The sequence below is a fragment of the Pseudoalteromonas sp. S2893 genome (assembly GCF_005887105.1).
Classification (GTDB): Bacteria; Pseudomonadota; Gammaproteobacteria; order Enterobacterales; family Alteromonadaceae; genus Pseudoalteromonas; species Pseudoalteromonas atlantica.
In genome coordinates, this window is sequence record NZ_PNCY01000029.1 from 77729 (window position 1) to 103026 (window position 25298).

Annotated in this window: 25 protein-coding genes; 12 read left to right on the forward strand and 13 right to left on the reverse strand. The window is 41.3% G+C overall.

Annotation, left to right across the window (positions count from 1 at the left end):
• Nucleotides 1-137: 137 nt before the first annotated feature.
• From CWC04_RS13570 to CWC04_RS13580, 3 genes are all read right to left on the reverse strand, one after another.
• Nucleotides 138-707, reverse strand: a complete 570-nt coding sequence (locus tag CWC04_RS13570; RefSeq protein ID WP_024033565.1) for an outer membrane beta-barrel protein — start codon at nucleotides 705-707, stop codon at nucleotides 138-140.
• A gap of 240 nt (nucleotides 708-947) precedes the next feature.
• The gene (locus tag CWC04_RS13575) at nucleotides 948-1412 is read right to left on the reverse strand and encodes an acyl-CoA thioesterase (protein ID WP_004586653.1); all 465 of its coding nucleotides are present in this window, start codon (nucleotides 1410-1412) and stop codon (nucleotides 948-950) included.
• Nucleotides 1413-1545: 133 nt separating this feature from the next.
• Complete coding sequence (locus tag CWC04_RS13580) at nucleotides 1546-3192, reverse strand: electron transfer flavoprotein-ubiquinone oxidoreductase (RefSeq protein ID WP_138685672.1); 1647 nt, start codon at nucleotides 3190-3192, stop codon at nucleotides 1546-1548.
• A 206-nt stretch (nucleotides 3193-3398) separates the two neighbouring features.
• Here CWC04_RS13580 and CWC04_RS13585 point away from each other — a divergent pair, with 206 nt between their 5' ends.
• Both CWC04_RS13585 and CWC04_RS13590 read left to right on the forward strand, forming a co-directional pair.
• Entirely contained in the window at nucleotides 3399-4148 is a 750-nt protein-coding gene (locus CWC04_RS13585; protein ID WP_138685673.1) for an electron transfer flavoprotein subunit beta/FixA family protein, read from the forward strand.
• Nucleotides 4149-5075: an electron transfer flavoprotein subunit alpha/FixB family protein gene (locus tag CWC04_RS13590; protein ID WP_138685674.1), complete on the forward strand. Its 927-nt coding sequence runs from the start codon at nucleotides 4149-4151 to the stop codon at nucleotides 5073-5075. It abuts the gene before it with no gap.
• 50 nt (nucleotides 5076-5125) lie between these two features.
• On the opposite strand, the gene CWC04_RS13595 is transcribed toward CWC04_RS13590, so the two are convergent.
• Complete coding sequence (locus CWC04_RS13595) at nucleotides 5126-6058, reverse strand: PstS family phosphate ABC transporter substrate-binding protein (RefSeq protein ID WP_138685675.1); 933 nt, start codon at nucleotides 6056-6058, stop codon at nucleotides 5126-5128.
• Nucleotides 6059-6209: 151 nt separating this feature from the next.
• Nucleotides 6210-7607 carry an asparagine--tRNA ligase gene (asnS, locus tag CWC04_RS13600; RefSeq protein WP_024033570.1) on the reverse strand — a complete coding sequence of 466 codons (1398 nt, stop codon included), beginning with the start codon at nucleotides 7605-7607 and terminating at the stop codon, nucleotides 6210-6212.
• A gap of 447 nt (nucleotides 7608-8054) precedes the next feature.
• Here asnS and CWC04_RS13605 point away from each other — a divergent pair, with 447 nt between their 5' ends.
• A complete protein-coding gene (locus tag CWC04_RS13605) occupies nucleotides 8055-8489 on the forward strand; it encodes an ATP-binding protein (RefSeq protein ID WP_004586647.1) in 435 nt (144 codons plus the stop codon).
• An 18-nt stretch (nucleotides 8490-8507) separates the two neighbouring features.
• On the opposite strand, the gene CWC04_RS13610 is transcribed toward CWC04_RS13605, so the two are convergent.
• From CWC04_RS13610 to bioA, 6 genes are all read right to left on the reverse strand, one after another.
• Nucleotides 8508-9146, reverse strand: a complete 639-nt coding sequence (locus tag CWC04_RS13610; RefSeq protein ID WP_138685676.1) for a Vat family streptogramin A O-acetyltransferase — start codon at nucleotides 9144-9146, stop codon at nucleotides 8508-8510.
• Nucleotides 9147-9164: 18 nt separating this feature from the next.
• On the reverse strand, nucleotides 9165-10178 hold the full coding sequence (locus tag CWC04_RS13615) for an ABC transporter ATP-binding protein (RefSeq protein ID WP_004586644.1): 1014 nt from the start codon (nucleotides 10176-10178) through the stop codon (nucleotides 9165-9167).
• A 14-nt stretch (nucleotides 10179-10192) separates the two neighbouring features.
• Entirely contained in the window at nucleotides 10193-11692 is a 1500-nt protein-coding gene (locus CWC04_RS13620; RefSeq protein ID WP_138685677.1) for an ABC transporter permease, read from the reverse strand.
• A complete protein-coding gene (locus CWC04_RS13625; protein ID WP_138685678.1) occupies nucleotides 11693-12733 on the reverse strand; it encodes an extracellular solute-binding protein in 1041 nt (346 codons plus the stop codon). It abuts the gene before it with no gap.
• Nucleotides 12734-13546, reverse strand: coding sequence for a hypothetical protein (locus CWC04_RS13630; protein WP_004586641.1), 813 nt, complete (start codon nucleotides 13544-13546; stop codon nucleotides 12734-12736).
• Between the two features lie 163 nt (nucleotides 13547-13709).
• Nucleotides 13710-15011, reverse strand: coding sequence for an adenosylmethionine--8-amino-7-oxononanoate transaminase (bioA, locus tag CWC04_RS13635; RefSeq protein ID WP_138685679.1), 1302 nt, complete (start codon nucleotides 15009-15011; stop codon nucleotides 13710-13712).
• 92 nt (nucleotides 15012-15103) lie between these two features.
• On the opposite strand from bioA, the gene bioB reads away from it, so the two are divergent.
• The 6 genes from bioB (at nucleotide 15104) to htpX (ending at nucleotide 21729) form a co-directional block, all read left to right on the forward strand.
• Entirely contained in the window at nucleotides 15104-16144 is a 1041-nt protein-coding gene (bioB, locus tag CWC04_RS13640; RefSeq protein WP_004586639.1) for a biotin synthase BioB, read from the forward strand.
• Between the two features lie 11 nt (nucleotides 16145-16155).
• Complete coding sequence (locus CWC04_RS13645; RefSeq protein ID WP_138685680.1) at nucleotides 16156-17313, forward strand: aminotransferase class I/II-fold pyridoxal phosphate-dependent enzyme; 1158 nt, start codon at nucleotides 16156-16158, stop codon at nucleotides 17311-17313.
• The gene (locus tag CWC04_RS13650; RefSeq protein WP_138685681.1) at nucleotides 17310-18206 is read left to right on the forward strand and encodes a methyltransferase domain-containing protein; all 897 of its coding nucleotides are present in this window, start codon (nucleotides 17310-17312) and stop codon (nucleotides 18204-18206) included. Before CWC04_RS13645 ends, CWC04_RS13650 begins: the two co-directional genes overlap by 4 nt.
• 29 nt (nucleotides 18207-18235) lie before the next feature.
• Nucleotides 18236-18919 carry a dethiobiotin synthase gene (gene bioD, locus CWC04_RS13655; protein WP_096739629.1) on the forward strand — a complete coding sequence of 228 codons (684 nt, stop codon included), beginning with the start codon at nucleotides 18236-18238 and terminating at the stop codon, nucleotides 18917-18919.
• Nucleotides 18920-19064: 145 nt separating this feature from the next.
• Nucleotides 19065-20636 carry an FAD-dependent oxidoreductase gene (locus tag CWC04_RS13660; RefSeq protein ID WP_138685682.1) on the forward strand — a complete coding sequence of 524 codons (1572 nt, stop codon included), beginning with the start codon at nucleotides 19065-19067 and terminating at the stop codon, nucleotides 20634-20636.
• A gap of 229 nt (nucleotides 20637-20865) precedes the next feature.
• Nucleotides 20866-21729, forward strand: coding sequence for a protease HtpX (htpX, locus tag CWC04_RS13665; RefSeq protein WP_138685683.1), 864 nt, complete (start codon nucleotides 20866-20868; stop codon nucleotides 21727-21729).
• Between the two features lie 82 nt (nucleotides 21730-21811).
• Here the strand turns inward: htpX and gloA are convergent, their stop codons facing one another.
• Nucleotides 21812-22339, reverse strand: a complete 528-nt coding sequence (gloA, locus tag CWC04_RS13670; RefSeq protein ID WP_024033580.1) for a lactoylglutathione lyase — start codon at nucleotides 22337-22339, stop codon at nucleotides 21812-21814.
• 185 nt (nucleotides 22340-22524) lie between these two features.
• On the opposite strand from gloA, the gene CWC04_RS13675 reads away from it, so the two are divergent.
• Nucleotides 22525-23034 (forward strand): DUF421 domain-containing protein, encoded by a 510-nt coding sequence (locus CWC04_RS13675; protein ID WP_096041721.1) that lies wholly within the window; start codon nucleotides 22525-22527, stop codon nucleotides 23032-23034.
• 88 nt (nucleotides 23035-23122) lie between these two features.
• On the opposite strand, the gene CWC04_RS13680 is transcribed toward CWC04_RS13675, so the two are convergent.
• Nucleotides 23123-23743, reverse strand: coding sequence for a trimeric intracellular cation channel family protein (locus CWC04_RS13680; RefSeq protein ID WP_007586765.1), 621 nt, complete (start codon nucleotides 23741-23743; stop codon nucleotides 23123-23125).
• A gap of 416 nt (nucleotides 23744-24159) precedes the next feature.
• Between CWC04_RS13680 and CWC04_RS13685 the strand changes: the two genes are divergently transcribed.
• Both CWC04_RS13685 and CWC04_RS13690 read left to right on the forward strand, forming a co-directional pair.
• On the forward strand, nucleotides 24160-24768 hold the full coding sequence (locus CWC04_RS13685) for a cold shock domain-containing protein (RefSeq protein WP_138685684.1): 609 nt from the start codon (nucleotides 24160-24162) through the stop codon (nucleotides 24766-24768).
• A 27-nt stretch (nucleotides 24769-24795) separates the two neighbouring features.
• Complete coding sequence (locus tag CWC04_RS13690) at nucleotides 24796-25275, forward strand: hypothetical protein (RefSeq protein ID WP_138685685.1); 480 nt, start codon at nucleotides 24796-24798, stop codon at nucleotides 25273-25275.
• Nucleotides 25276-25298 lie beyond the last annotated feature (23 nt).

Here is a 25298-nt window from a genome sequence, read left to right on the forward strand (position 1 = left end):
TTAATTAAGTGGAGCTATTTTGAGGCTGGAACGACACGTTTAGTGCCGCAAAATGATTAGCTATTATTACCGATGGATATTATGTATAAGCAACAAAAAGGTGAGCACATGGCTCACCTTAAGTGTTTTTAATGCTATTAAAACATGTATTGAATTGATACTGATGCAACATCCATTTCTGGGTCAATTTCATCATCTAGTTCGTAGCGTTCGTACTCTAAGCGCATTTGAACATTGCTAGAAAACGCGTATTGAATACCCGCGCCGTAAAACACGTCGCCGCCGTCTTGTGATGCTGAAATGCTACCAACAGGAAGCTCTTGCTCTACATCTGCATCCCATTCAAACCAACCACCTTTAGCATATACTGAAAAGCTTTCAGAAAGCGGAGCCGCTAAAATAGCTGCTAATGACACACCATCAACTTCTGCTTTGCTGTCGATGTCGCTCACTTCATCAAAGTTTTGATAAGCTAACTCAACGCTAAAGTGTTCGTTAAATTGTGTACCAATGTAACCTTTTAGCATTTGTGCATCGTCATCAAATTCAGTGTCGTTTTCGCTGTCTTCAAATTCAAATGAGTATTGGCCATAACCAACACCTGTATAAATGCGAGGAGAATCAAAATCCGTAATGTCAGCGTGTGCTGCAGAGTTAAAACCCAGTGTTGCTAAAGCAATTGCAGAAAGAGAAAGTGTTTTAATCATTGTATAGCTCCTTTAAAAAAATAATAAATGTTTGATTTAACTTATCAAACGACAATTAGTTATTTGCAGTGAGCATGCCAACAATAGGGTGTGGTTACAAAATAGCCGTAAAAACGACTTATACGGCATTTTTACGGCTATTTTGTATTTTTTATAAGCAGGGTGAACTTTTTTAGTTTTTTGTTTTCTAAGTAAAGGTTGTACCTTTTACATGGTCTATGTGAATTTTACATTGTACTTTTATACTTTATGAAGCAAATTTTCTGTCTCAATTGCAATTTGTTTCATTTTAATAGCGTAGTTTTCCAATTTAATATCTTCTTCTGTTTGTGCTTTAAAAGCAGGAACCTCTACCGGGTAACCTGTTTCGTCCATTGCTACAAAGCTAATAACACAGTGGTTTGTTTCTACCATGTTTTGAGTTTTAGGATCGCCACACCGTACCTGAATAAATATTTGCATACTTGTTGAGCCTGTATGCGCAATTTTTGCTTCAACTTCGACAATTTGGCCAACCAAAATAGGGCGTCTAAATTTAACCCCAGCAACAGAAACAGTAACACAATAATGGCCGCTCCAACCTGCAGCGCAGGCATAACCCGCTTGGTCAATCCATTTCATGACCACACCACCATGAACCTTCCCACCAAAATTTACATCGGTAGGCTCTGCTAAAAAACGAAATACAACATTTGACGACGGCATATTAAATACTCACTTTATGAAACTTATCTATGAGCATACCGTAAAAAAGGGGCCGAAGCCCCTGCAATTTAGGATAGGTTTATAATTTATATGTAAAAGATAGGTTTTTAATGCACCTTTGTGCATAAAATAGTTACATATTAGGGTAGTTTGGCCCGCCAGCGCCTTCGGGTGTTACCCAAGTAATGTTTTGGCTTGGGTCTTTTATGTCGCAAGTTTTACAATGCACACAGTTTTGAGCATTGATCACAAACTGATCTTCACCTTCAATTTGTTGAACTTCGTATACCCCTGCAGGGCAATAGCGCTGTGCGGGCTCGTCAAACTTTACTAAATTAACCGCAATAGGAATGGCGGGATCTTTAAGCTTTAAATGGCAAGGCTGCGACTCTTCATGATTAGTATTAGATAAAAACACGCTAGAGAGTTTATCAAAGCTAAGTAGGCCATCAGGCTTAGGGTAGTCAATGTGAGGGCTGTTAGCTGAATCTTTTAGCGTATCGTAATCGGGCGTGTTGTCTTTAAAGGTAAAGGGCAGTGCACCGTTGAAGATGTTTTGATCAAGGGTATTATACGCACCCCCAGCAAACTTACCTAATGTATGCATCGCGGGGCCAAAATTACGCGATTGGTAAAGCTCTTTATAAGCCCAAGATTTTTCAAATGCGTTTTTATAATCGGCTAAATCAGTATTAGCTTGGCCATTTTGGAGTGCTTTAAAAATAACGTCTGCCGCCACCATTCCCGATTTCATTGCGGTATGGTTACCTTTAATTTTGGCAAAATTGAGTGTACCGGCATCGCAACCTATTAATAAGCCACCGGCAAAATGCATTTTAGGCAGCGAGTGAAGGCCGCCTTTTGCAATTGCACGGGCGCCATAGGCAATGCGTTCACCCCCTTCAAGGGTTTGCTTAAAAACAGGGTGGTGTTTCATTCGTTGAAACTCATCAAACGGGCTTAAATGCGGGTTAGAATAATTTAAATCAACAATTAACCCTACAACCACTTGATTGTTATCGCAGTGATACATAAAAGAGCCGCCATTGGTATCGCCACTTAGCGGCCAGCCCGTACCATGCACTACTTTACCTTGCTGGTGCTTACTGGCATCTATTTGCCAAATCTCTTTAAAGCCTAAGCCATAGTGCTGTGGTGACACATCTTTATCAAGCGCAAACTCGTTGATAAGCTGTTTACCTAAATGGCCGCGACACCCCTCAGCAAATACAGTGTATTTAGCGCGAAGTTCCATACCTGGCATATAACCATCTTTTTCATTGCCGTCTTTATCAACGCCCATATCGCCTGTAATGATGCCTTTAACGGTGTCTTGCTCAATAATTAAAGAGTGAGCGCTAAAGCCTGGGAATATTTCAACGCCTAAATTTTCAGCTTGCTCGGCAAGCCATCGGCACACATTGCCCATAGAAACAATGTAATTACCTTCATTATGGAATGTTTTAGGGGTCGCAAAGCGAGGGAGAGTAGTGGCTTTTTCGCTGTTATTAAACCAATAAATTTCATCCTGTGTTACTTGTGTAGTGACGGGAGCGCCAAGCTCTTGCCAGTTAGGCAAAAGCTCATTTAAGGCTTTGGTTTCAAATACCGCACCTGAAAGAATATGCGCGCCTACCTCGGAGCCTTTTTCTACCACACAGATAGTTTGTTCTTGTTGTTTTTCTTGCGCTAGCTGTGCGAGCTTAATAGCACTGGCAAGGCCTGCTGGGCCCGCACCTACAATAACTACATCAAATTCCATGGTTTCACGTTCGACCATAATAACCTCTTAATCAATGACGGGCTTAGCTAAATTAGATAAGCAATGCAGCCTTTTTAATACTTGCACATTAAATGTTACAGGCTGTGAATACTTTAAGGTTATTTTAGGTTGACGTTTACGTCAACAGAAAGTAGTCTGAATTCATAAAATAAATAGGTTGACGTACACGTTAGCTTGTAGGTTTAAATATAGATGGAGTTCCTATGAAAGTTCTCGTTCCAATAAAAAGAGTGATCGATTACAACGTTAAAGCACGCGTAAAGGCTGACAACAGCGACGTTGACTTAGCAAATGTAAAAATGGCAATGAACCCATTTTGTGAAATTGCGATAGAAGAAGCCATTCGATTAAAAGAAGTGGGCACAGCAACAGAGGTTATAGCGGTAACAATTGGTGCAAAAGCAGCGCAAGAGCAGCTACGCACCGCACTTGCATTAGGTGCAGATAAAGCCATTCACATCGAAACCGATGAAAAACTAGAATCGCTGCACATTGCTAAATTATTAGCAAAATTAGTTGAGCAAGAAGCCCCAGAACTGGTTATTTTAGGCAAACAATCTATTGACTCAGACAACAACCAAACAGGCCAAATGCTGGCGGCTTTAACTAAGCGCGGCCAAGGTACGTTTGCCTCTAAGGTGGATGTAAACGGTAACACAGTGAATGTAACCCGTGAGGTAGATGGTGGCTTGCAAACTGTTGCACTAAAACTGCCCGCTATTGTAACTACCGATTTACGCTTAAACGAGCCTCGCTATGCATCGCTGCCAAATATAATGAAAGCAAAGCGTAAACCACTTGATGTAATAGCAGCAGATTCGTTAGGTGTTGATTTAACACCCCGCGTTCAGTTAATAAAAGTAGAAGAGCCGGCTAAGCGCAGTGGCGGTATTATTGTTGAAGATGTAGCCCAGCTGGTAGAGAAACTTAAAACAGAGGCAAAGGTGATTTAAATGAAAACACTTGTAATTGCAGAGCACGATAACGGTGCACTAAAACCAGAAACCTCAAAAACAATCAATGCGGCAAGTAAATTAGGCTTTGATATAGATGTACTTATTGCGGGTTTAAATGTAGGCGCAATGAGCGAACAGGTTGCCAGTATTGAAGGTGTAACAACTGTACTCACCGCCGATAATGCACTTTATCAGCATCAGTTAGCTGAAAATATAGCTGAGCTTGTTTTAACTATTGCCGATAATTATACACATATTGTTGCCAGTGCAACCACCACAGGTAAAAACTTTATGCCTCGCGTTGCAGCGCTTTTAGATGTAGCGCAAGTGTCAGAAATAATAGAAGTAATAGATAGTGATACATTTAGACGCCCCATTTACGCCGGTAACGCAATTGCCACAGTTAAATCGCTTGATAGTAAAAAAGTGATCACCGTACGAGCGAGTAGTTTTGACTTACAAAGCCAACAATCACCTGCCAGCATAAATGCATTAGATACACTAAGTGATACTCAATTAAGTGACTTTGTAAGTGTTGAACAAACCGAGTCAGAGCGTCCTGAGCTAACTGCAGCAGAGGTAGTTATATCGGGTGGTCGTGGCATGCAAAATGGTGAAAACTTTGCTTTATTAAACGGTATTGCTGACAAGTTAGGCGCTGCAATTGGTGCGTCTCGTGCTGCCGTTGATGCAGGTTTTGTACCTAACGATATGCAAGTAGGGCAAACGGGTAAAATAGTGGCGCCTAATCTGTATATTGCCGTGGGCATAAGTGGTGCTATTCAACATTTAGCAGGTATGAAAGACTCAAAAGTTATTGTGGCGATTAATAAAGACCCTGACGCACCTATATTTCAGGTGGCAGATTACGGCCTGGTTGCTGATTTATTTGAGGTATTACCGCAGCTTGAAAACGCGCTATAAACATATTCTGGTTGTAAAGCCGCGGTGAACTTAGGTTCCTGCGGCTTTTTTTATTCCACCTCAAGCATAGAATAGTGATGCGCTGACAAAGTATCTAAAACACGCTTATCTTTTAATAAATTGAGCAGCAGCTCTGCTTGTTCTACAGAGCGGCTAGATTGGCTATTTACCAATAAAATTAGGGGGCGAACAAACGTATATTCACCATTTTTAATAGTTTCATCTGAAACGTTAACGCCATTGATACCAAGTAAATTTATTTTATTTATTTTTTTAGAGCCAAGCAGCTGCGAGATTGCACCGTAAGAGTCAAAAGCAATGGCATTGGGCATGCGTTGTACTATGCCAAGGGCTTGGTTAAATTCGTCATACATTTGCACTTCCATTTTAGGAAATAACCCGTGGTTACCTGCCTGCTTTAGTTTAATTGTATTACCATTTGGAACCCGCATAAAAGATAGGTTTAAAAACTCTAATAAAATATCAAATGTGCCATGGTTATAGGCCTTACTAAACAAAAGAATTTTATTATCTCTTTGTGTCTCTGGTTTATAATTTGGGTTAACTTCTTGCCACGTTTTATATTTGCCCGCATAAATGTCGCTGAGCTGCTCTACGCTTAGCGAATCAATGTTATTTTTTTTGTTAGTAAAAAATACCAGCGCATCTTGCGCAATAACAATTTGACGTACATGAGGGTATTGCTCTTGCTCTTCATTGGTTAAATAGCGCGATGAAGCACCAATATCAATAATGTTTTGTGCTATGGCTTTAATGCCTTTAGTACTGCCCATAGAGCGGACTTGCATGGCCGTATTAGTTTGCTCTTCATAGTTGGGCTTTAATAAATGCAATAGGTGCGAGACCGAAGAAGAGCCGCCAATAAGTAAAGGCTTGTGATCGGGGGCAATATCAGAAACTGATGTTGCAATGTTAGAGGAAGAAAGCAGTACGGTGGCTGCTAAAATAAGGTTTTTTATCATGCTATTAGCCAAATAACGAATACGTTATAAAACTATAGTTCAAAATTTATAAATCTCTAATTTATAAACAGTATTTAACAAAGCCATAATTAAAAACAACAGGCATTAAAAAGCCAGCAAAAAAGCTGGCTTTTAAAATCAATTAATTTGATTAGTACGTTGCGCTGCCTTTAGTACGAGGGAAGGCAATTACATCACGTACGTTGCCCATACCAGTAACATAAGCAACTAGGCGTTCAAAACCTAGACCAAAGCCAGAGTGTGGCACGCTACCGTATTTACGTAAATCGCGGTACCAGCTGTAATCTTCTTTGTTTAAGCCCATTTCATCTAAACGCGCATCAAGCACATCAAGGCGCTCTTCACGTTGTGAACCACCAATAATTTCACCAATGCCTGGTGCTACAACGTCCATAGCGGCAACGGTTTTACCGTCTTCGTTTTGGCGCATGTAAAACGCTTTAATATCGCGCGGGTAGTTTTTAATAACAACCGGTGCTTTAAAGTGCTCTTCAGCTAAGTAGCGCTCGTGCTCAGATTGTAAATCTACACCCCATTCAACGGCGTACTCAAACTTTTTACCACATGATTTAAGTATTTCTACGGCGTCAGTGTAATCAACTTGGGCAAAGTCTTTTTCTACAAACTCTTCTAAACGGCTAATTGCTGTTTTTTCGATACGTTGTGCAAAAAATTCCATATCGTCACGGCGCTCTTCAAGTACCGCTTTAAATACGTACTTAAGCATGTTTTCAGCAAGTTTTGCAATATCTTCTAAATCAGCAAATGCTACTTCAGGTTCAACCATCCAAAACTCAGCCAAGTGACGAGACGTGTTTGAGTTTTCTGCACGGAATGTTGGGCCAAAGGTGTAAATTTTTGACATAGCCGATGCGTATGTTTCACCATTTAACTGGCCAGATACCGTTAAAAAGGCTTCTTTACCAAAAAAGTCTTCGCTGTAATCAACGTCGCCTTTATCAGTGCGTGGCAAGTTTTGCATATCAAGTGTTGATACGCGGAACATTTCACCTGCGCCTTCACAGTCACTGGCTGTGATGATTGGGGTGCTGATCCAGTAAAAGCCTTGCTCGTGGTAAAAGCGGTGAATAGCTTGCGCTAAACAGTTACGCACACGTGTTACCGCACCTATCATGTTTGTACGTGGACGAAGGTGAGCGTGCTCACGTAAATACTCAATGCTGTGGCGCTTAGCGGCCATAGGGTATGAATCTGGGTTTTCTACCCAACCTAAAACTGTTACAGAATTAGCTTGAATTTCAAATGACTGACCTTTACCTGCAGATTGCACTAACACACCAGTAACCGACACAGAACAACCGGCTGTTAAGCTAGTAACTTCATCATAATTATTTAGTGAATTAGGAACTACCGCTTGAATAGGATCAAAACACGAACCGTCATGAACGGCTAAAAATGATATTCCTGCTTTTGAATCGCGGCGTGTACGGATCCAGCCTTTTACTGTTACTTGGCTGTCTACCGCAACATTGCCTTTTAATAGCTCTGAAATCGCTAAATGGCTCATCTTCACTCCAATGATATAAGTTGCCTAACTGTATAATATTAACTACTCAACGCAGCGGTTAAATTTAGTGCGTTGAACTTGAACCGTGTATCTTACCTAGTTAAATAAAATAAAAAAACTATTGTGAGCAACTCTTTAAAAGTTTTTATGCAAGTGGGTTACTTTTAAAGCGTTTTTTGCTTTAAATTACCACTATTGTTATTTGGTGCTCTGAAATTTAGTGATTTTGTGGCATTATTACTGCGTGTTGTCTCTACGGATTGAAATTAGCCAACCTTGCGGCTATTTAATTACCGAGCAAAATGTGTAAGCTAGTGGGCGCGCTAACTGCTTCAGCGTTATTCTAATGGCTTACAATGATGAAATAATAAGTAACAATTAAGCCGGTAAATCAGCACATCATAATTTTAACTATTTAATATTTACCATTACCCAAAAATGGATGCTATGAAACAAGTTTTTATTTTAAGAGGGCTACCAGGAAGTGGTAAGTCTTACTATGCACAAACCCTAGCCGATGAGCTTGGTGGAGTAGATACAAGCCAGTATTTAATTTGTTCAACCGATGACTACTTTGTCAATGAACAGGGCGAGTATCACTTTGATAAATTTAAACTACCGCAATATCATAATTTAAATTTAGCGCGCTTTATAAATGCTTTAGCGCAAAATATTCCGCTTGTAATTGTTGATAACACCAATATAAAAAAATGGGAGTTTATTGCGTACTCTCAAGCAGCACATGCACTTGGTTATCAAGTTAAAGAAGTTATTGTTGGTGAAGTAAAAGACAAGTCTATGCAGCATTTATACGCTAAGCGCAACACGCATAACGTGCCTTTAAAAACCATTAGTAAAATGGCGTACATGTTTGAGTGGTAGGTGAGTGTTACTTATGGGTTATTTAAGCTTTATTAAAGCGCTTAAATCACATTGAGTAATAGCATCTAGATGAGCAGTGATTTTTTCATTGCTCCAATCCCACCAAGCTATATCTAATAACGTACTTATTGTGTTGCTATCAAACCTGGGCTTAATTACTTCTGCCGGATTACCACCTACCACGCTATAAGGGGCTACATCGCAGGTAACCACCGATTTACTTGCAATGATAGAGCCACTGCCAATATTTACCCCTGGCATTATGGTTGCGTCATAACCAATCCATACATCGTGACCGATAACCGTATTGCCTTTAAAGGGTAACTCGCCAGCCTGTGGGGCCGATTTTTCCCAGCCGTTGCCAAATATAAAAAATGGATAGGTAGAAAACCCCGAGGTTTGATGATTAGCGCCGTTCATTATAAAGGTCACGTTTTTAGCTATGGCGCAAAACTTTCCAATAATGAGACGATCTTTAATAAAATCGAAATGGTAAAGGACATTTTTTTCGAAGTTTTCAGGGCCGTCAGGATCGTCGTAATAGGTATAATCACCCACCACTATATTAGGCGAGGTAATAAAGTTTTTTAAAAAGCCAACCTGAGGAAAGCCCTCAACAGGGGCAGGGTTATTTGGATTAGGGCCCTGTTTAGACATAGCTACCTCATAGTTTAATTATTGTTTTTTATACACAGCCAGCGGGTGAGTAGTAACAATAGATACATGAACGCTGTCACCCGGGTTAACCACAACCTCGTGGCTTACACGGCTAGTAACGAGCGTATTACAGCTTAATTTAACCGCACATAAACGGCTGCCACCTTCAAAGCGTACCCAAACAACTTCACCGTTAGGTTGATTTAAGTTTTGAATAAGCTGTACATCGTCAGGGCGAAGCAACACATCTACATCGCCACTGTCGCAGTCTATACCTTGCCCTGGTGCTACGCCAATGCTAGTGGTTGCTTGGCCATTTTCAAACTGCCCAGCAATAAAGCTTGCCTCACCTAAAAAGCGCGCTACAAAGCGGTTGTTTGGCATGCTAAAGCATTGTTCAGGGCTATCGAGTTGCTGTATTTTACCGTTTTGTAATACACCTACACGGTCACCTACCGAAAGCGCTTCTTCTTGGTCGTGAGTAACCCACACGGCAGGCACTCCCGCTTCTTTTAGGGCGTTTCTTATATCCCAGCGCAGCATATCTTTTAATGCGGCATCAAGGTTAGAAAGTGGTTCATCAAGTAACACAAAATCTGGCTGGTGAGCAAGTGTACGCGCAAGTGCTACGCGCTGTTTTTGACCACCGGAGAGGGTGGCTGGCTTTTTTGCTCTAAAATCATTTAGACCAAGTAGTTTAATCCAATGGTCAGCAATGGCGGTGTCTTTTAATCTAAAACAAATGTTTTGCTCAACCGTTAAATGAGGAAACAATGCAAAGTCTTGAAACACCATACCAACACTGCGTTTTTCAGGGGGGACATTACGTTTTGGCGTTGCGCGCCATTTGCCTACGTTTATTTCACCCTCACTAATGGGGATAAGCCCTGCAAGTGCTTGCAATATTGTACTTTTACCGCAGCCCGTAGGGCCTACTAGCATGAGAATTTCATTTTCACCTAACGATATATTTAAATCGCTTACTACACGGTTACTGCCGTAATCTATAGACAACTGGCTTACAGATAGCATTTGTTTTTAAATCCTCAATGTTCGAGTTGGTTACGTTTTTCGCCAGACATCATAATAGCTAAGCCACAGGCAGAAATCACCACTAACAATAAACCGGGAATGGCAGCACGGCCAAAATAACCGGCTTCGTACACACGCCATAAATAGGTTGAAAGGGTTTCAAACCCGGTTGGGCCTAGCAATAGCGTTGCTTCAAGCTCGCGCATTGATTCTAAAAATACCAATGCAGCACCGGCAATAATACCACGCATTGTTAGCGGCAGGGTAATGCGAGTAAAGGCTTCACGCGGGCTTGCGCCTAATACGCGCGCCGACTTTATTAAGCTTTGATCTAAATGCTCTGTACTGGTGCGAATAGAGCCAACTGCAAGCGGTAAAAATCGTAGCATGTAAGCAATAATCAGAAGCGCTAATGTTTGATATAAAAACGGGAGTTGCAAGCCGCCATATACCAGCGCGGTACCCATCACAATGCCAGGAATACCAAAACCAAAATAGGTAACACGCTCCATTATTCTGCCGGCTTTTCCGCTTAATGCGGCATGAGCAACAGGGATAGCCACGATAACCGCCACCATAGCTGCAATGGCTGAGGCGTACGCTGAGTTCCACGCTATGCTAAAGTCAAAGTTGCTGTAACCATCGCGTGCTAACCAAACAAAAAATATCGCCAGCGGTAAACCAATAGCTAACAATAAAATAGGGCCAAACGCAGCAATCATTGCGGTTATTTGCCATTTAGTTGGAAATAAAACCAGTGGGCGACCGTGTCGTTCAGAGGCGGTTTTTATTTGTGATTCTATTAAAAGTAAAAAGCCAACAATAACCATTAATTGCAGCGACAACATTGCCGCACGCCCTAATGCAAACGCATTGTATTCTACATAAATTACCCGGGTAAAGGTATCTAGGCGCATCATTGCGGGTGTACCAAAGTCTGAAAGTGTATAAAGCGCCACTAATAATGAGCCCGCTGCAATACCGTTAACTACACGGGGTAAAATTACTTTAAACACACTTTGTGTCATCGACATACCCAAAGTGCGCGCTGCGTTTACCATGCTGGCATCTAAACTAAGCAGGGACGAGCGTGTGGTCATCATTACAAAAGGGAAGGTGTATAAGGTCATTACAATGGCTGCACCACTTAACCCGTACATGGGTGGGGTTTCAAAGCCAAGTAGGTTATTTATTTCACCCCCTGGGCCAAACGCAGCGTACAAAGTAAACGCGCCAATATAACTTGGAATAGCCAAGGGCGCGGCAAAAATCACCAGCCATATTTTTTTAAAAGGCAAATGCACATAAGCACTTATAAAAGCCAGTGGTACCCCAATCAAAATTGAGCCTAATACGGTTAAGCCCATTAGCGATAACGTATTGCCCAGTATTTTTAAATTATGACTGTCAAAAAGGGTACTGGTGTCGCTAGCAAGGGTAATTAAAATATAAACAGGGGTAATCGTAATGAGCGCTGCAAGCAGCGCCATTGGGTAAGAAGCAGGTATTCGCATTTATAAAACGCCGTTGTTGCGCATCAAGTTGATGGTGGGGCGTAAATCCGCAAGTTGAGTTAAATCAACCTTTGGTGGAGATATGTCACTCAGCGACGGTAAGCCTGCCGGTTGAGTAATGCCATTAACAAGCGGTATTTCATACGCTTCTCGGGCTAAATAACCTTGTACTTCTTCGCTTAATAAGTAACGCATAAAGTTAGTAGCAAGTGGGTCATCGTTTAGCGTTAAAATACCCGAGGCATTGACTAAACAACCTGCATCTTGCTCGGTAAAGGCTAAGTCTAATTTAGCATCGGGTTTACCCGATTTAAGACGCAGCGTGTAGTAGTGATTAGCAAAACCAATATCTACTTCACCACGTTCTACTGCCATTACAACACCGAGTTCACCGGCGTATGTTTTAGCGCGCTTTTTAACTTTTTTAAGCCATTTAGCGGTTTTATCATCGCCTTCTAAAATACGCATAGCGGTAACAAACGATTGAAACGATGCATAAGCAGGCGCCCATCCAATTGATAAATCGCTATCTGCAATGTCCATTATGCTTGTTGGAATTTGATCTTTAGTTAAACGCGATGTGTTATACGGTAAGGTTCTGATCCGACCGGTAACCGGCGCCCATTGATCGTATCTAAATTGCGGTTGTAACTGTGCAGATAAATCACTCGGTAGGGGCTTTGCAAGGCCTGCATCGGTAACTAGGCCAATAGCGCCTGAGTCAACCGCCCAAAATAAATCGGCACGGCGTACACCTGCCTTTGCCTCTGCCACTATAGTATTGGCAAGTGCAGCAGTCGGGCCGCGGCGAATAGCTAAGTTAAAGTCAGGATTTTTTTTCTGAATCGCTTGTAATACATTTTCATACAAACCACCTTCACCACGGCCTAGGTATAAGGTTAAATCAGCTTTAAGCTTTGGTAAATTATCAACAGAAACTGGGTTTGCTATATCGGCAGCTAGTGCGCGAGAAAGGGGCAGTGGCAAAGCGCCAACAACCCCTAACGCAGCTAGGCCTTGTATAAAGGTCCTACGCTTCACTTAAAAAACATCCTTACGCGACTTCTCCGCTTTTTCTATTAGCGTTTTAGCGCGGTCTAATTTAGTGTGCATATCACTTACCACGTCACGTACTTCATCAACGCTTTTAGCGCTTTTAATTGTTTGCGGTAGTGTTACGTTAAAATCTTTTTCCAGCACTTCTACTAATTTTGCATCTTGTTCGATAAGCGTACCTTCTACGCCTTCAAAAAGGTGTAAATACGTATCGTGAACAATTTCAGTGGCTTCTTCGTTTAAGCGCTCTGCAAATTTAGCAACAACACGGTCAAGCTTGTGCTTGATTTCGTCAATGGTGGCACTTTGGGTCATGCCTTCTGTAGCAGTGGCTTTAACTGTATCAAGTAAGCCTTTTTGCTGGAATTTTGCCGCAAGCTTAACAGCACCAAGACCTTGCCACAAGGCTATGTTCATGGCTTTTTGCTGATTGCGCACTTCTTGGGCAGGCTTGTTGTTATCAATGGCCATTTTTACACCATAAATGCCTTGCCAAATTGAGGCATATACAGGCACAAAGTTAGTTTCAATAGCGCTGTGAAACTTAACCGACTCCCAATATTCAATTAAATCGTCGCTGTTTACAGCCTTAGCACCGCTTTTGCTGTAGTCAGTTACCATGGTGTCTACTTTACCAACCATCCATTCAACTTCTTCTGAATAGTCTTTAATGTTTTCTTGTAAATGGTTTACGTGCTCACCAATTGGGCCGTTAGCTAGCGCCGGTTGCGTTACAAAAGCAGAAGCTAACAATAAGCTTGCACCTAATGTTTTTACAGATTTAGAAAGGTGTTTCATAGTAAAGAGTCCGAAAAGGTAATTGTAAATGATAGACATTATCATATCCGTAATATTTACTAAAATCAATATAACAAATACGTCAATGCAAAGCTCAAAACCTGACCAAAATTAATACCTAACAGGCAAATAATGACTATGCCTCTTAGGTATAATTTAACGCTTAGCAGTAATGCTTACCTGCAATTGCAGTGTAAATGGCATCACATAAGGTGTTTATACTGGCTGAGTCACTTATATACGGGGGCATTAGGTAAATAAGTTTACCAAAGGGTCTAATCCATACGCCTTGCTCTACAAAAAAGGCTTGAATTTTAGCAACATCTACATTGTCAGCGGCATCAGTTAGCTCTACAACACCTATTGCGCCTAAGGTACGCACATTGGCTACCGCATCTAATTCATTGCACTTTTTAAGCTGTTGTAGTTGAGTGTTTATATCGCTAATGCGTTGTTGCCAATCCTGCGCCAAAAGTAAATCTATACTGGCGCACGCAACCGCACAGGCAAGCGGGTTGCCCATAAATGTAGGTCCGTGCATCAAAACGCCGGCTTCGCCTTCACTAATGCCTATGGCTATTTTATCACTGGTTAGTGTGGCCGAAAGGGTCATTGAGCCACCGGTAAGGGCTTTGCCAATACATAAAATATCGGGCTCTATATTAGCGTGCTCTACAGCAAATAATTTACCTGTGCGGCCAAACCCTGTGGCTATTTCATCACAAATCAGTAATACATTATATTGTGTGCATAATTTACGAACGCAGGCTAAATACGCGGGGTGATAAAAGTTCATGCCGCCGGCGTTTTGTACTATGGGCTCAATAATAAAGGCGGCAACCTCGTGGTGGTGCGTTTTAAAGTATTGTTCAAGCGTTTTGGCTTCTGCTTGGTTAAACTCGCCATTAAATTTACTCACAGGAGCGGGTACAAACACATGCTCTGGTAAAAAACCTTTATACAAACTGTGCATAGAATTAACCGGATCGCACACGCTCATAGCGGCAAATGTATCACCATGATAACCCTTATACGGCGTCATTAATTTTTGCTTGTGTGTAAACCCTTGGCTTAACCAATATTGCAGCGCCATTTTAATCGCTACTTCTACACTTACCGAGCCGCTATCGGCTAAAAACACCTTAGTTAAACTTTTAGGGGTAATTGTAATAAGCCTTTTACACAGCTCTACTGCGCTATTATGGGTAATGCCGCCAAACATTACATGGCTCATGTTATTAATTTGTTCAATCATGGCGTTATTTAATACCGGATGATTATAGCCATGAATTGCGCTCCACCATGAGGCCATGCCATCAATGAGTTGCTCGCCGGTTTCTAGATAAATTAAATTATGATTTGCATGAGTAACAGGGTAAACCGGAATAGGCTGTGTCATTGATGTGTAAGGGTGCCAAATATGGTCACGATCAAAATCAAGGTCAATCGTTTGTTTTTTATTCATATGTAAACTTTAACGTGGTGAGTTTCGTTGACAATGGTACTTCAAGACGTAGACTAATCCAACATCACCACTGAGAAAAATAAGAGACTACTATGGAACTTGCACCTGTTCGCCACGATTGGACCCACGCCCAAGTAAAGGCATTATTTGAAATGCCATTTAACGATTTATTATTTAAAGCGGCATCGGTTCATCGCGCTAATTTTAATCCTAACGAAGTACAAATATCTACTTTATTATCCATTAAAACAGGGGCTTGCCCAGAGGATTGTAAATACTGTCCGCAATCGGGGCATTATAAAACCGATTTAGAGCGCGAGCGCCTACTAGAAGTAGAAAAAGTGGTAGAGCAAGCACGCCTAGCTAAACAAAAAGGCGCAACCCGTTTTTGTATGGGCGCAGCATGGTCAGATCCAAAAGACAGAGACATGCCGTATATTTCTAAAATGGTTAAAGAAGTAAAAGAACTTGGCCTAGAAACCTGTATGACACTTGGTAAACTTACCAACGAAAAAGCACATGAGCTAAGTAGCGCAGGGCTTGATTACTACAATCATAACCTCGACACTTCGCCTGAATATTACGAGCAAATTATATCAACGCGCACCTTTGAAGACAGATTAAACACCATAGATCACGTACGTGATGCCGGCATGAAAGTATGCTCAGGCGGTATTGTCGGTATGGGCGAGCAAGCAAGCGACCGTTACGGTTTATTAATGCAGCTGGCAAATTTACCGCAACAACCTGAAAGCGTACCTATTAATATGTTGGTAAAAGTAAAAGGCACACCGCTTGAAAACGTAGACGATTTAGATCATTTTGAATTTATACGTACCATAGCCACCGCCCGTATTATGATGCCACACAGCTATGTGCGTTTATCGGCAGGTCGCAGCGCCATGAACGAACAAATGCAATCAATGTGCTTTTTTGCAGGCGCTAACTCAATATTTTATGGTGATAAGCTACTCACCACCGAAAACCCAGAGGCCGATGCCGACATGAAGCTAATAAAAAAATTAGGCATGAACCCAGAAAAACACCAAGACTACTCAGACGAAGCCGTTGCCGCATCGCTGTCATCTCAAGTGGCCGATAAAGCAACGTCAGCCTTATTTTACGAAGCCTAAGCTTACCTTTTATGCCATTTGAATTTTTAAATACGCATTTGCAGCAACAACAGCAACATGCGTTATTGCGTAAACGCCATGTGGTGCAGCGCGCCACAGCACGTACCATTACGGTAAATAACGCAACGTACCTTAATTTTGCCAGTAATGATTACCTAGGCTTTGGTGATTGCAGTATTAACCTTGAGCAAAACAACGTACTCGGTAGCCACAGCTCACCTTTAGTTACTGGGTATCAGGCGCAGCAACAACAGCTAGAGCAATACTTATGTAGCGCGCTTGGCTACGAAGCTGGCATGTTGTTTAACTCGGGGTTTAGTGCAAATAGCAGTGTAATTAAAGCGCTGTTTAACGATAAAAGTGCGGCGCAAAACAGTGCAATTTTTCAAGATAAACTCAACCACGCCAGTTTGATTGACGGCGCAATGCACTCAAACGCCGCATTGATCCGCTTTAACCATAACGATTTAAAGCATTTACGTTCGCGGCTCGAAAAATCAAAAGCACACAATAAGCTAATTATTAGCGAAGGGGTGTTTTCGATGGATGGCGACACCGCCCCCATAAAAGAGCTGCTTGCTTTAGCTAAAGAGCACAATGCCTGGCTTATGATTGACGATGCACATGGTTTTGGCGCACTAGGTAAAACCGGTTTAGGTAGCTGTGAGGCATTATTAGATGAAGGCTTAGCACTTCCCGATATACTGGTTATTACCTTTGGAAAAGCAGTAGCAAGCAGCGGGGCCTGTGTATTAGCAAATAATGAATTTATTAATTACATGCTGCAGTTTAACCGCGACTACACGTATTCAACCGCTATGTCGCCGCTTATGGCAGCACTTACGCTTACGCGCTTGCAAGCCATTAAAAGTGCAGATGTTAAACGCGAGCAGCTTAGTAGTAACATTGCTTTTTTTAAGCAGCTTTGTAAACAACACGCCATTGCGGTAATGGAGTCAAACACTGCTATTCAGCCCATTGTACTTGGCTGCGCCGAGCAAACGTTACACGCAGCACAAAGGCTTAAACAGCAGGGTATTTGGCTAACTGCTATTCGCCCACCTACGGTTGCGCACAATACCGCGCGGTTACGTGTAACCTTAACATCGGCGCATACCCATTCAGATATAACAGCACTTGTTGAGCACTTAAAAGGCGCCATAGCATGATTGCGCAGGCTTTAGCTCATACCCAAAGCAAGCAAGCTTTAAATAAAAAGCCCGCGCTTTTACCTATAAATGGGGCTTCAAAAAAGCGTGCGAAAATACAAAGTGCTGAGCAAGTACGCCCTCATACAGCGCTTAAAAAGGGGGCTAGTGATAAGTTTTCTAAAGCAGCTGAGCAGTACAACAGCCATGCTAATGTACAAAAACAGGCAGCAAGCGATTTATATAAATTAATAAACTCCCTGCCATACAACCAAAGTAAGTGCTGTGTAGATTTAGGGGCTGGCCCACTGGTTAATACCTCACAGCTAAGCAAACAATACGGCCAAGTAATTGCGATAGATTTAAGCTTAAACATGCTTAAAAGCGCTGCATTAAATAACCCAAAAGTTTGCGCCGATATGGATAACCTGCCGCTACAAGCAAGCAGTATTGACGCCATATTTAGTAATTTTGCAGTGCAGTGGTCGGCTAATTTTGAAAAATTAATGCATTCGCTTTTTAAAAGCTTAAAGCCTGGCGGGCAGGCTTATATAAGTACCTTAGTGGCGGGCTCGCTTAACGAAATTAAAACAGCGTTTGCAGCGCTTGATAACCGTAGCCATATAAATACCTTTAATACACACGCTTATATAAACCAGTCGGTCCAAAAGGCAGGGTTTAGTATTAATAGCTCACAAAAAGTAATTTATACCGATTGTTATTCAAGCCCGTTAAAAGCCATTAAATCTATTAAAGCCATTGGTGCTACAACGCAAAATCATGCTAATTCACGCCAAGGGTTATTAACTAAGTCGGCGCTACAACGGGTATGCAATGCGTATCCGCTTTTAAACAATCAAGCGTGTGTATCTTACCATGTGGTATTGTTATCATTACAAAAAAGCCATGAGTAGCTAATATTAAAATTAATCAAGGCAGTAAAATGAAAGAATTTTTTATTACCGGTACCGACACCGACGCCGGAAAAACCCACGTGACTAGTTTGCTATTAAAGCTACTTGCCCAACATAAAAAAAACGCAATTGGCTTTAAGCCACTTGCCGCAGGCTGCGAAATGGCGTTTGATCAGCTAGTTAATGCTGATGCACTAATGCTAATGGAAAGCGCCACGGTCAGTGCCAAATACGATGTAATAAACCCCTTTGCCTTTGCGCCGCCCATTGCGCCGCACATAGCCGCAGAGCAAGTAGGGGTTAATATTACGCTCGATAAACTAAGTACAGCGTACTCAACACTCAAACAACAAGGTGCCGATTACCACCTAACCGAAGGCGCTGGTGGCTGGGCACTGCCAATTAATAACACCGATTATTTATACGACTGGGTTAAGGCCGAGCAACTACCCGTAATTTTAGTAGTAGGCATGAAACTAGGGTGTTTAAACCATGCTTTACTTACCGCTGCCCATATGCAAAGTTTAGGCATTAATTGTGTAGGCTGGATTGCCAACCAAGTAGACCCAAATATGGACGAATACCAAGCTAACCTTGATTCGTTAAAAGCACGTTTGCCATTTCCTATTTTGGCTATAAGCCCATACAGCGAGCAAACCCCTAAACTGCAAATATATAAAACCTTACTTAATACCCTCAATATACAAAGCTAATTGTTGCTGCTTTGCGTTTTTAAATGCAAAGCAGTTTTTATATTAAATACATGAGCTTATTAATTGTATTTACGCCTTGAAATTACCCCCTTTAGTACACATATTACAAGTTAAAGCTATTGTTACTAAGGAAATAAACCGTTACATGACGCACCCATACATTAAACGCTTCGCTCAAAACACACAGGTAACGGGTGAACCCGAGGTAAAGCCAAGTGCTCAGCCTAAAACTCGTGTGGGCATTTTAGGTGGCGGCACAGCAGGGGCAACAATAGCTATTCGATTGGCAGCGCTAGGGATTCAGACCACTATTTTTGAGAAAAAAAAGTCACTTATAGATGGCCCACCTATGTGCCATTTACATGCTGGTGGTAATTTATACCGTGAAATACCAGACGAAGACTGCATAGATTTACTCAAACAATGTATCGATATTTTACGCCTATATCCCTACACCATAGACGTACGCCCAACCGTGTTTGCAGTGCCTACGCGCGATGACGACTCACCCGATGATTTACTACCACGATTAAATAAAATCACCAACGCGTATAAAGAGTTAGTTGAGCAAGACCCTAACAACAAAGTACTAGGTGAACCCGACAATTACTACCAGCTGTATAGTCATGAGCAAATGATAGCGCTGAGTAAAAAAGAGCAGGTTAGTGAGCCTAAAACGCTAGATGAGTGGATGATCCCCGTTGCTAAGCACCTAAACTTAAACAAAGTAAAATACCCGCTAATTGTTGCTCAAGAATACGGGTGGAATATTTTTAGGTTATCGGCCAGCGCCCAACTTGCGCTTGCCCAGTACGAACACGCTAATGTACTTACCAGCACAGAGGTAAAGCAAGTTAGCCAAACCGAGCAAACCAGTGCCAATAACCAATCGCCAACCTGGAAAATTGAATACCAAAATAATCAAAGCGACACTACGCAAACAGTAGAGGTAGACTACCTAATTAATGCCTGTGGCTTTCAAACCGGTATTGTAGATGACATGGTAGGCGTAGAGGCCAAACGTATGGTCGAATTTAAAGCCTCTTACATTACGCATTGGCAAGGTGCTGGCGGGCAAATTCCAGAAATTATTATTTATGGTAACCGTGGCACGCCAGAGGGCATGGCACAGCTAACGCCGTATCCTAATGGCTACTATCAAATTCATGGTATGACCAACTCAATTACCTTGTTTAACGATGGCCTAGCCGATACTAACGAGCAAAGTGCACAGCCGCAATTGCCAGCTAAATACTTAAATTACATAAAAAATGGGTGGGATCAGCAGGTACTAAAAGCACGTAGCCAAAAAGCCATTGATTATGTAGCCGAGTTTGTTCCGGCATTTAAAAACGCCAACACGCAAAACAATGCCTTGTTTGGTGGCCAGCAAATCCCAGGAGAAGACGACACCTTGCGCGTCGCAGATGTTAGCTTATATTCGCATATTAGCTACGCACGTGCCGAAAACGTCAAAGCGTCATCTACCTTAATCGCTGCCGATGAAATAGTGGCTGAATTTACTAAACTTGGCTTAATAAGCGACGATGCGCGCATAAATGAGCATCGTACTCATCACCAGTGGACGTATCTTCAACAACACAACCATGCAGATATAACCAAGGTGGCACAATTACTCGCAAAAGAGCGCGGTTTTCCTACAGATATGGCAACAATTAATAATTGCATTACAAGTAGCGGCATAACCAGCAACTAATTGTTTTTATTGGCGTAACGAGGTTTAATAACTGCGTTACGCCACACTTTACTTCCTTTTTAAACTCCTCAAAAAATTTATTAATAAACCTGCAAATAACCCTTGCGTTATGACATAGTTTGTCACAGAATAGCCTCAACGCCATGACATAGTGTGTCATAACGTAATGATTGCTTTAACCTAATTTAATTTTATGTTCGGTGATCAAACCTATTTTTGTGAGGACAATATGAAACGTATATTTTTGTTTTTATTAACTAACCTAGCGGTTATGTTGGTATTAGGTGTAGTGCTTTCAATAATAATGAGCGCGCTGGGTTTAAGCCATCGTAGCCTTGGCGGAATATTACTTATAGCCTCTGTATTTGGCTTTGGTGGCTCGTTTATTTCGTTATTTATGTCTAAGTGGATTGCTAAAAAATCAACGGGCGCACAGGTAATTACTCAACCACGCACCGAAACCGAGCACTGGCTTGTACAAACTGTATCAGCACAAGCTCAAAAAGCAGGTATTAAAATGCCTGAAGTAGCAATTTACGACAGCCCAGAAATGAACGCCTTTGCAACCGGCCCAAGTAAAAACAACTCGCTGGTGGCGGTTAGCACAGGTTTATTACATAACATGAATCAAGACCAAGCCGAAGCCGTACTTGCCCACGAGGTATCGCACGTTGCTAATGGCGACATGGTTACACTTACGCTAATACAAGGCGTGGTAAATACCTTTGTAATATTTGCCGCAAAAGTACTGGCAGGCATAGTTGATAACTTTTTAAATAGCGATGAAGAAGAGGGCGGTAGTAGCTGGTCTTACTTTTTATTCGACATGTTATTCCAAGTTGTATTTGGTGTGCTTGCAAGCATAGTGGTAGCAAGTTACAGCCGTAAGCGTGAATTTGCAGCCGACAGCGGCGCAGCTAAATTGGTAGGTGCAGACAAAATGCGCTCAGCTCTTGAGCGATTAAAGCAAAACCATCCGTCGCAATTACAAGGCTCAATGATGGCCTTTGGTATAGCAAGTGGTAAAGGGATGGCTGAACTGTTTTCATCTCACCCACCGCTAGATGCGCGAATAGACGCTCTGCGTAAATAAGCTCACCCTTATTTAAAAACACAAAAGCCAGCTAATTAGCTGGCTTTTTAGTATGTGGTAACCGGTTTATTAAGCGTTAAGGTTATTTACCAAAAATAATATCGGTAATTCCCTCTGGTGAGAGTATTTCTATCCAGTAGCCGTCAGGGTCTTTTATAAATGCTAGGCCCTTCATTGAGCCATCATCTGGCTTTTTAACAAATTCTACATCGTATTTTGCAAAGCGCTCACTGGCTGCGTAAACATCTGGCACGCTAATACCAATATGGCCAAAGCCTTTAGGCTCTTGGTTACCGCTGTGGTAGCCCTCAAAGCTGTCGTCATCTTCTGTGCCCCAGTTATGGGTTAGCTCAATTAGCGCAGGGCGACCAAATACCCATTTAGCTTTGGTTTTATCATCACCTTGCGGCTGCTCGGGCTCGTAGCCTAAAAAGTACAGCGTAAACTTCATTTCAGGAAAGTCATACTTACCTAACAGCTTCATACCTAATACGTTTTGATAAAATTCGAGCGACGGTTTGGGATCTTTAATACGCAACATAGTTTGTTGCATCACATAGCCTTTAGTGGCTTGTTCAATTTGCTCTGGCGATTCGTTATAGCTAGACATGGTAATCCTTTGTATAAATTAAGAAGCGAAAACTTAGATATAATGCTTAAGTTATCATAATCAACCATCGTCTAAATTTAAACTGCTTTAAATTACTATTGCCTATCTTATTCATACAGTTTTAATTTATAAGCATGTACGGTTTAACTAAAGGCTATACGTAATTTTAACTACAGGGAGTAACGATGTTTTTTGATGATATGCAGGGCTTAATACGCGTACTTATCATTGGCGTGCTGGGTTATGTAGCGCTGGTGTTTTGGCTGCGTATATCGGGTAAGCGTACGCTTTCTAAATGGAACGTGTTTGATTTTATTGTCACTATTGCGCTGGGATCTATTTTAGCCTCGGTGATTATTACAAAAAGCGTTGCGTTGCTAGAGGGCATGCTCGCGTTTGTTGTATTAATAGGGCTGCAATATTTTATTACGTGGCTAAGTGTGCGCTCATCTAAATTTGCTTCGCTTATAAAAGCAGAGCCTACGCTATTGCTGAGTAATGGTGAATATTGTACGGCGGCGCTTAAATCGCAGCGGGTAACAAAATCAGAAATTCGCGCTGCCATTCGTGGTGCGGGTATATTAGCCATAGAAGATGTAGCCGCCGTAGTGCTAGAAACCGATGGCAGTTTTAGCGTACTAAAGCAAAATAACAGCGGGTTAAAAACCGCGTTAAGTGATGTTAGCGAGCAATAAAGTAAGGCGCTAGTACTTATACTTATACTTATATTTATATTAATTAAGGCAGGTTTAATACCTGCCTTATCTTTTATTAAAGCCTAATTTATTTAGCGTGCTGCTCTAACAAACTAAAGGTAGGTAATCGCCATTTAAAGCGAATTGACGCCATACGTATTAAGTAGCCTGCAACAAGGCTTACAATAATGCTGATGTTGTCATCAATATTGTAATGGTGCAGCGCTAAGTATAAGCAAGCAACAAGTAACGATACACTCGCGTATAGCTCGTTATGTAATACCAACGGCGCTTGGCGACATATTAAATCGCGCAGTAAGCCACCAAAAACGCCCGTTACAACCGCAGCCACAACGCAAATACCATAGTGCAGGCCCATATTTAGCCCCACTTGGCAGCCAATAATGCTAAATGCTGCAAGCCCCAACGCGTCTAAGCGCATAAAAATGCCTTTAAATTTAACCACCCACTTAGCAAGCCACGTAGTAACAATGCCCGCTATACAAGTAATTAAAAGATATTCAGGGTGCTGTACCCAGGTAAGTGGGTAATTGCCTAGTAAAATATCTCGCACGCTGCCACCACCAATTGCTGTTGCACTAGCAACCAATACAACGCCAAACCAATCCATTTTCATTCGCCCAGCGCTAAGTGCGCCGGTCATGGCTTCTGCGGTAATACCAATAATATAAACAACGGTTAATAGCATGAGATAATCACTTGAAATCTGTGCGTAAAAATAAGGTGTGGATTGTATAGATAAATTAAGTAAATAACGAATGAAAAATCACACTAAAAACGCTTAATTCAGATAGAAATAACTAATAACAAAACCGAGTGTAAACAAGCTGTTAAGCTAATCGCTTCGCAAAAGTTAGCAGTAGTAGAATAAAGGACAAATGGCCGTAATTTATAAAATAAAACAGGCTATTTTATTGTTGCATTTTAAACCTCAAAGCTCGGTATTTTCCCTATACGGTTAAGTATTTTGCCAGCTAATTGGCGCGTTTAAATTAACCTAATATGAATATTTGGTTGCGTGGTAGCAATTTAGGAACGTATACTAACAATTCTTAACTTAAATGGAATTTGCGTAATCGCAGCTTAATCAGCACAGGTAAATACATGAACAAAGGATTGTTAAAAGCGTGGAATGACGAAAAGGGCTTTGGTTTTATTAAATCAGACATCCTAGCTCACGACACCTTTATACACATTTCAGCGCTCAAACATATGAGCCGCAAGCCAAAAGTGGGCGACACCATCTATTTTGAAGTGGCTAAACAGCCCGATGGTAAATCAAAAGCCGTTAATTGCCGGATTGAAGGCGTAGCTGCACTTAAAGTCACGCCTAAAAAATCAAACCATCATCGTGTTGCTAAATCTAATTTTACCGATAGTTTTTTAGGCAAAGTCGCCTCAATTAGCATTATCGCCGTACTTGGTTTTGTTGCAGTAAATAAATACAACCATTATCAAAGTAGTGAGCAATTTAATAACAACACACCTGTTATTACCAACGCCGATTTAGCCACCTTTGATGAGCAATACCCAAAAGTCGTGATACAAAAAAACACCCATAATTTTACCTGCGATGGCAGGCAGCACTGTAGCCAAATGACTTCACGTGCAGAGGCGGTATTTTTTATAAATAACTGCCCCAATACAAAAATGGATGGGGATGGCGATGGAAAACCTTGCGAGAACGATTCACGGTTTAAAAATGAATGGTAATTTTATAAATCGATTTTAGGTATTTATATGAACGAAAATTGTATTGTGATAGAAATTTTAAAATTAATAGCCCCAATAATTTCTGCAATTGCAGCTATTGCTTCAGTTTTTGCTGTATTTAAAGCAAATGATATTGCTAATACAGTCAAAGACTTTCAAAGAAACACTTTATTAAATCAGAGAGAAATTGAGTTAATAGGCAAAGCTCTTGAAAAATTATGTATTTATAGTGTTTGGTGCAAAGATGATGGTGCGGGTAATGATGTTAACTATCACAACAGTAGTGAAACTGAGTACGCAACCCGTGATGATGCTTGGTTACAAATACCAATGGACGTTAAATTTATTTTAATTCAATTAACTTCCCATAGCGAAAGGTTGGAAACTTTACTATTAGAGTGGGAAAAAGGCTTTATTCATAAAACTGGTGAATTTTATTGTTTTGAAGATTGCCTGATGGCAGAAAAGATTACATCCTTAAGAACTATTCGCTCTGGTGGTATGTAAAGCTAACAAGCCATTAAATCGGG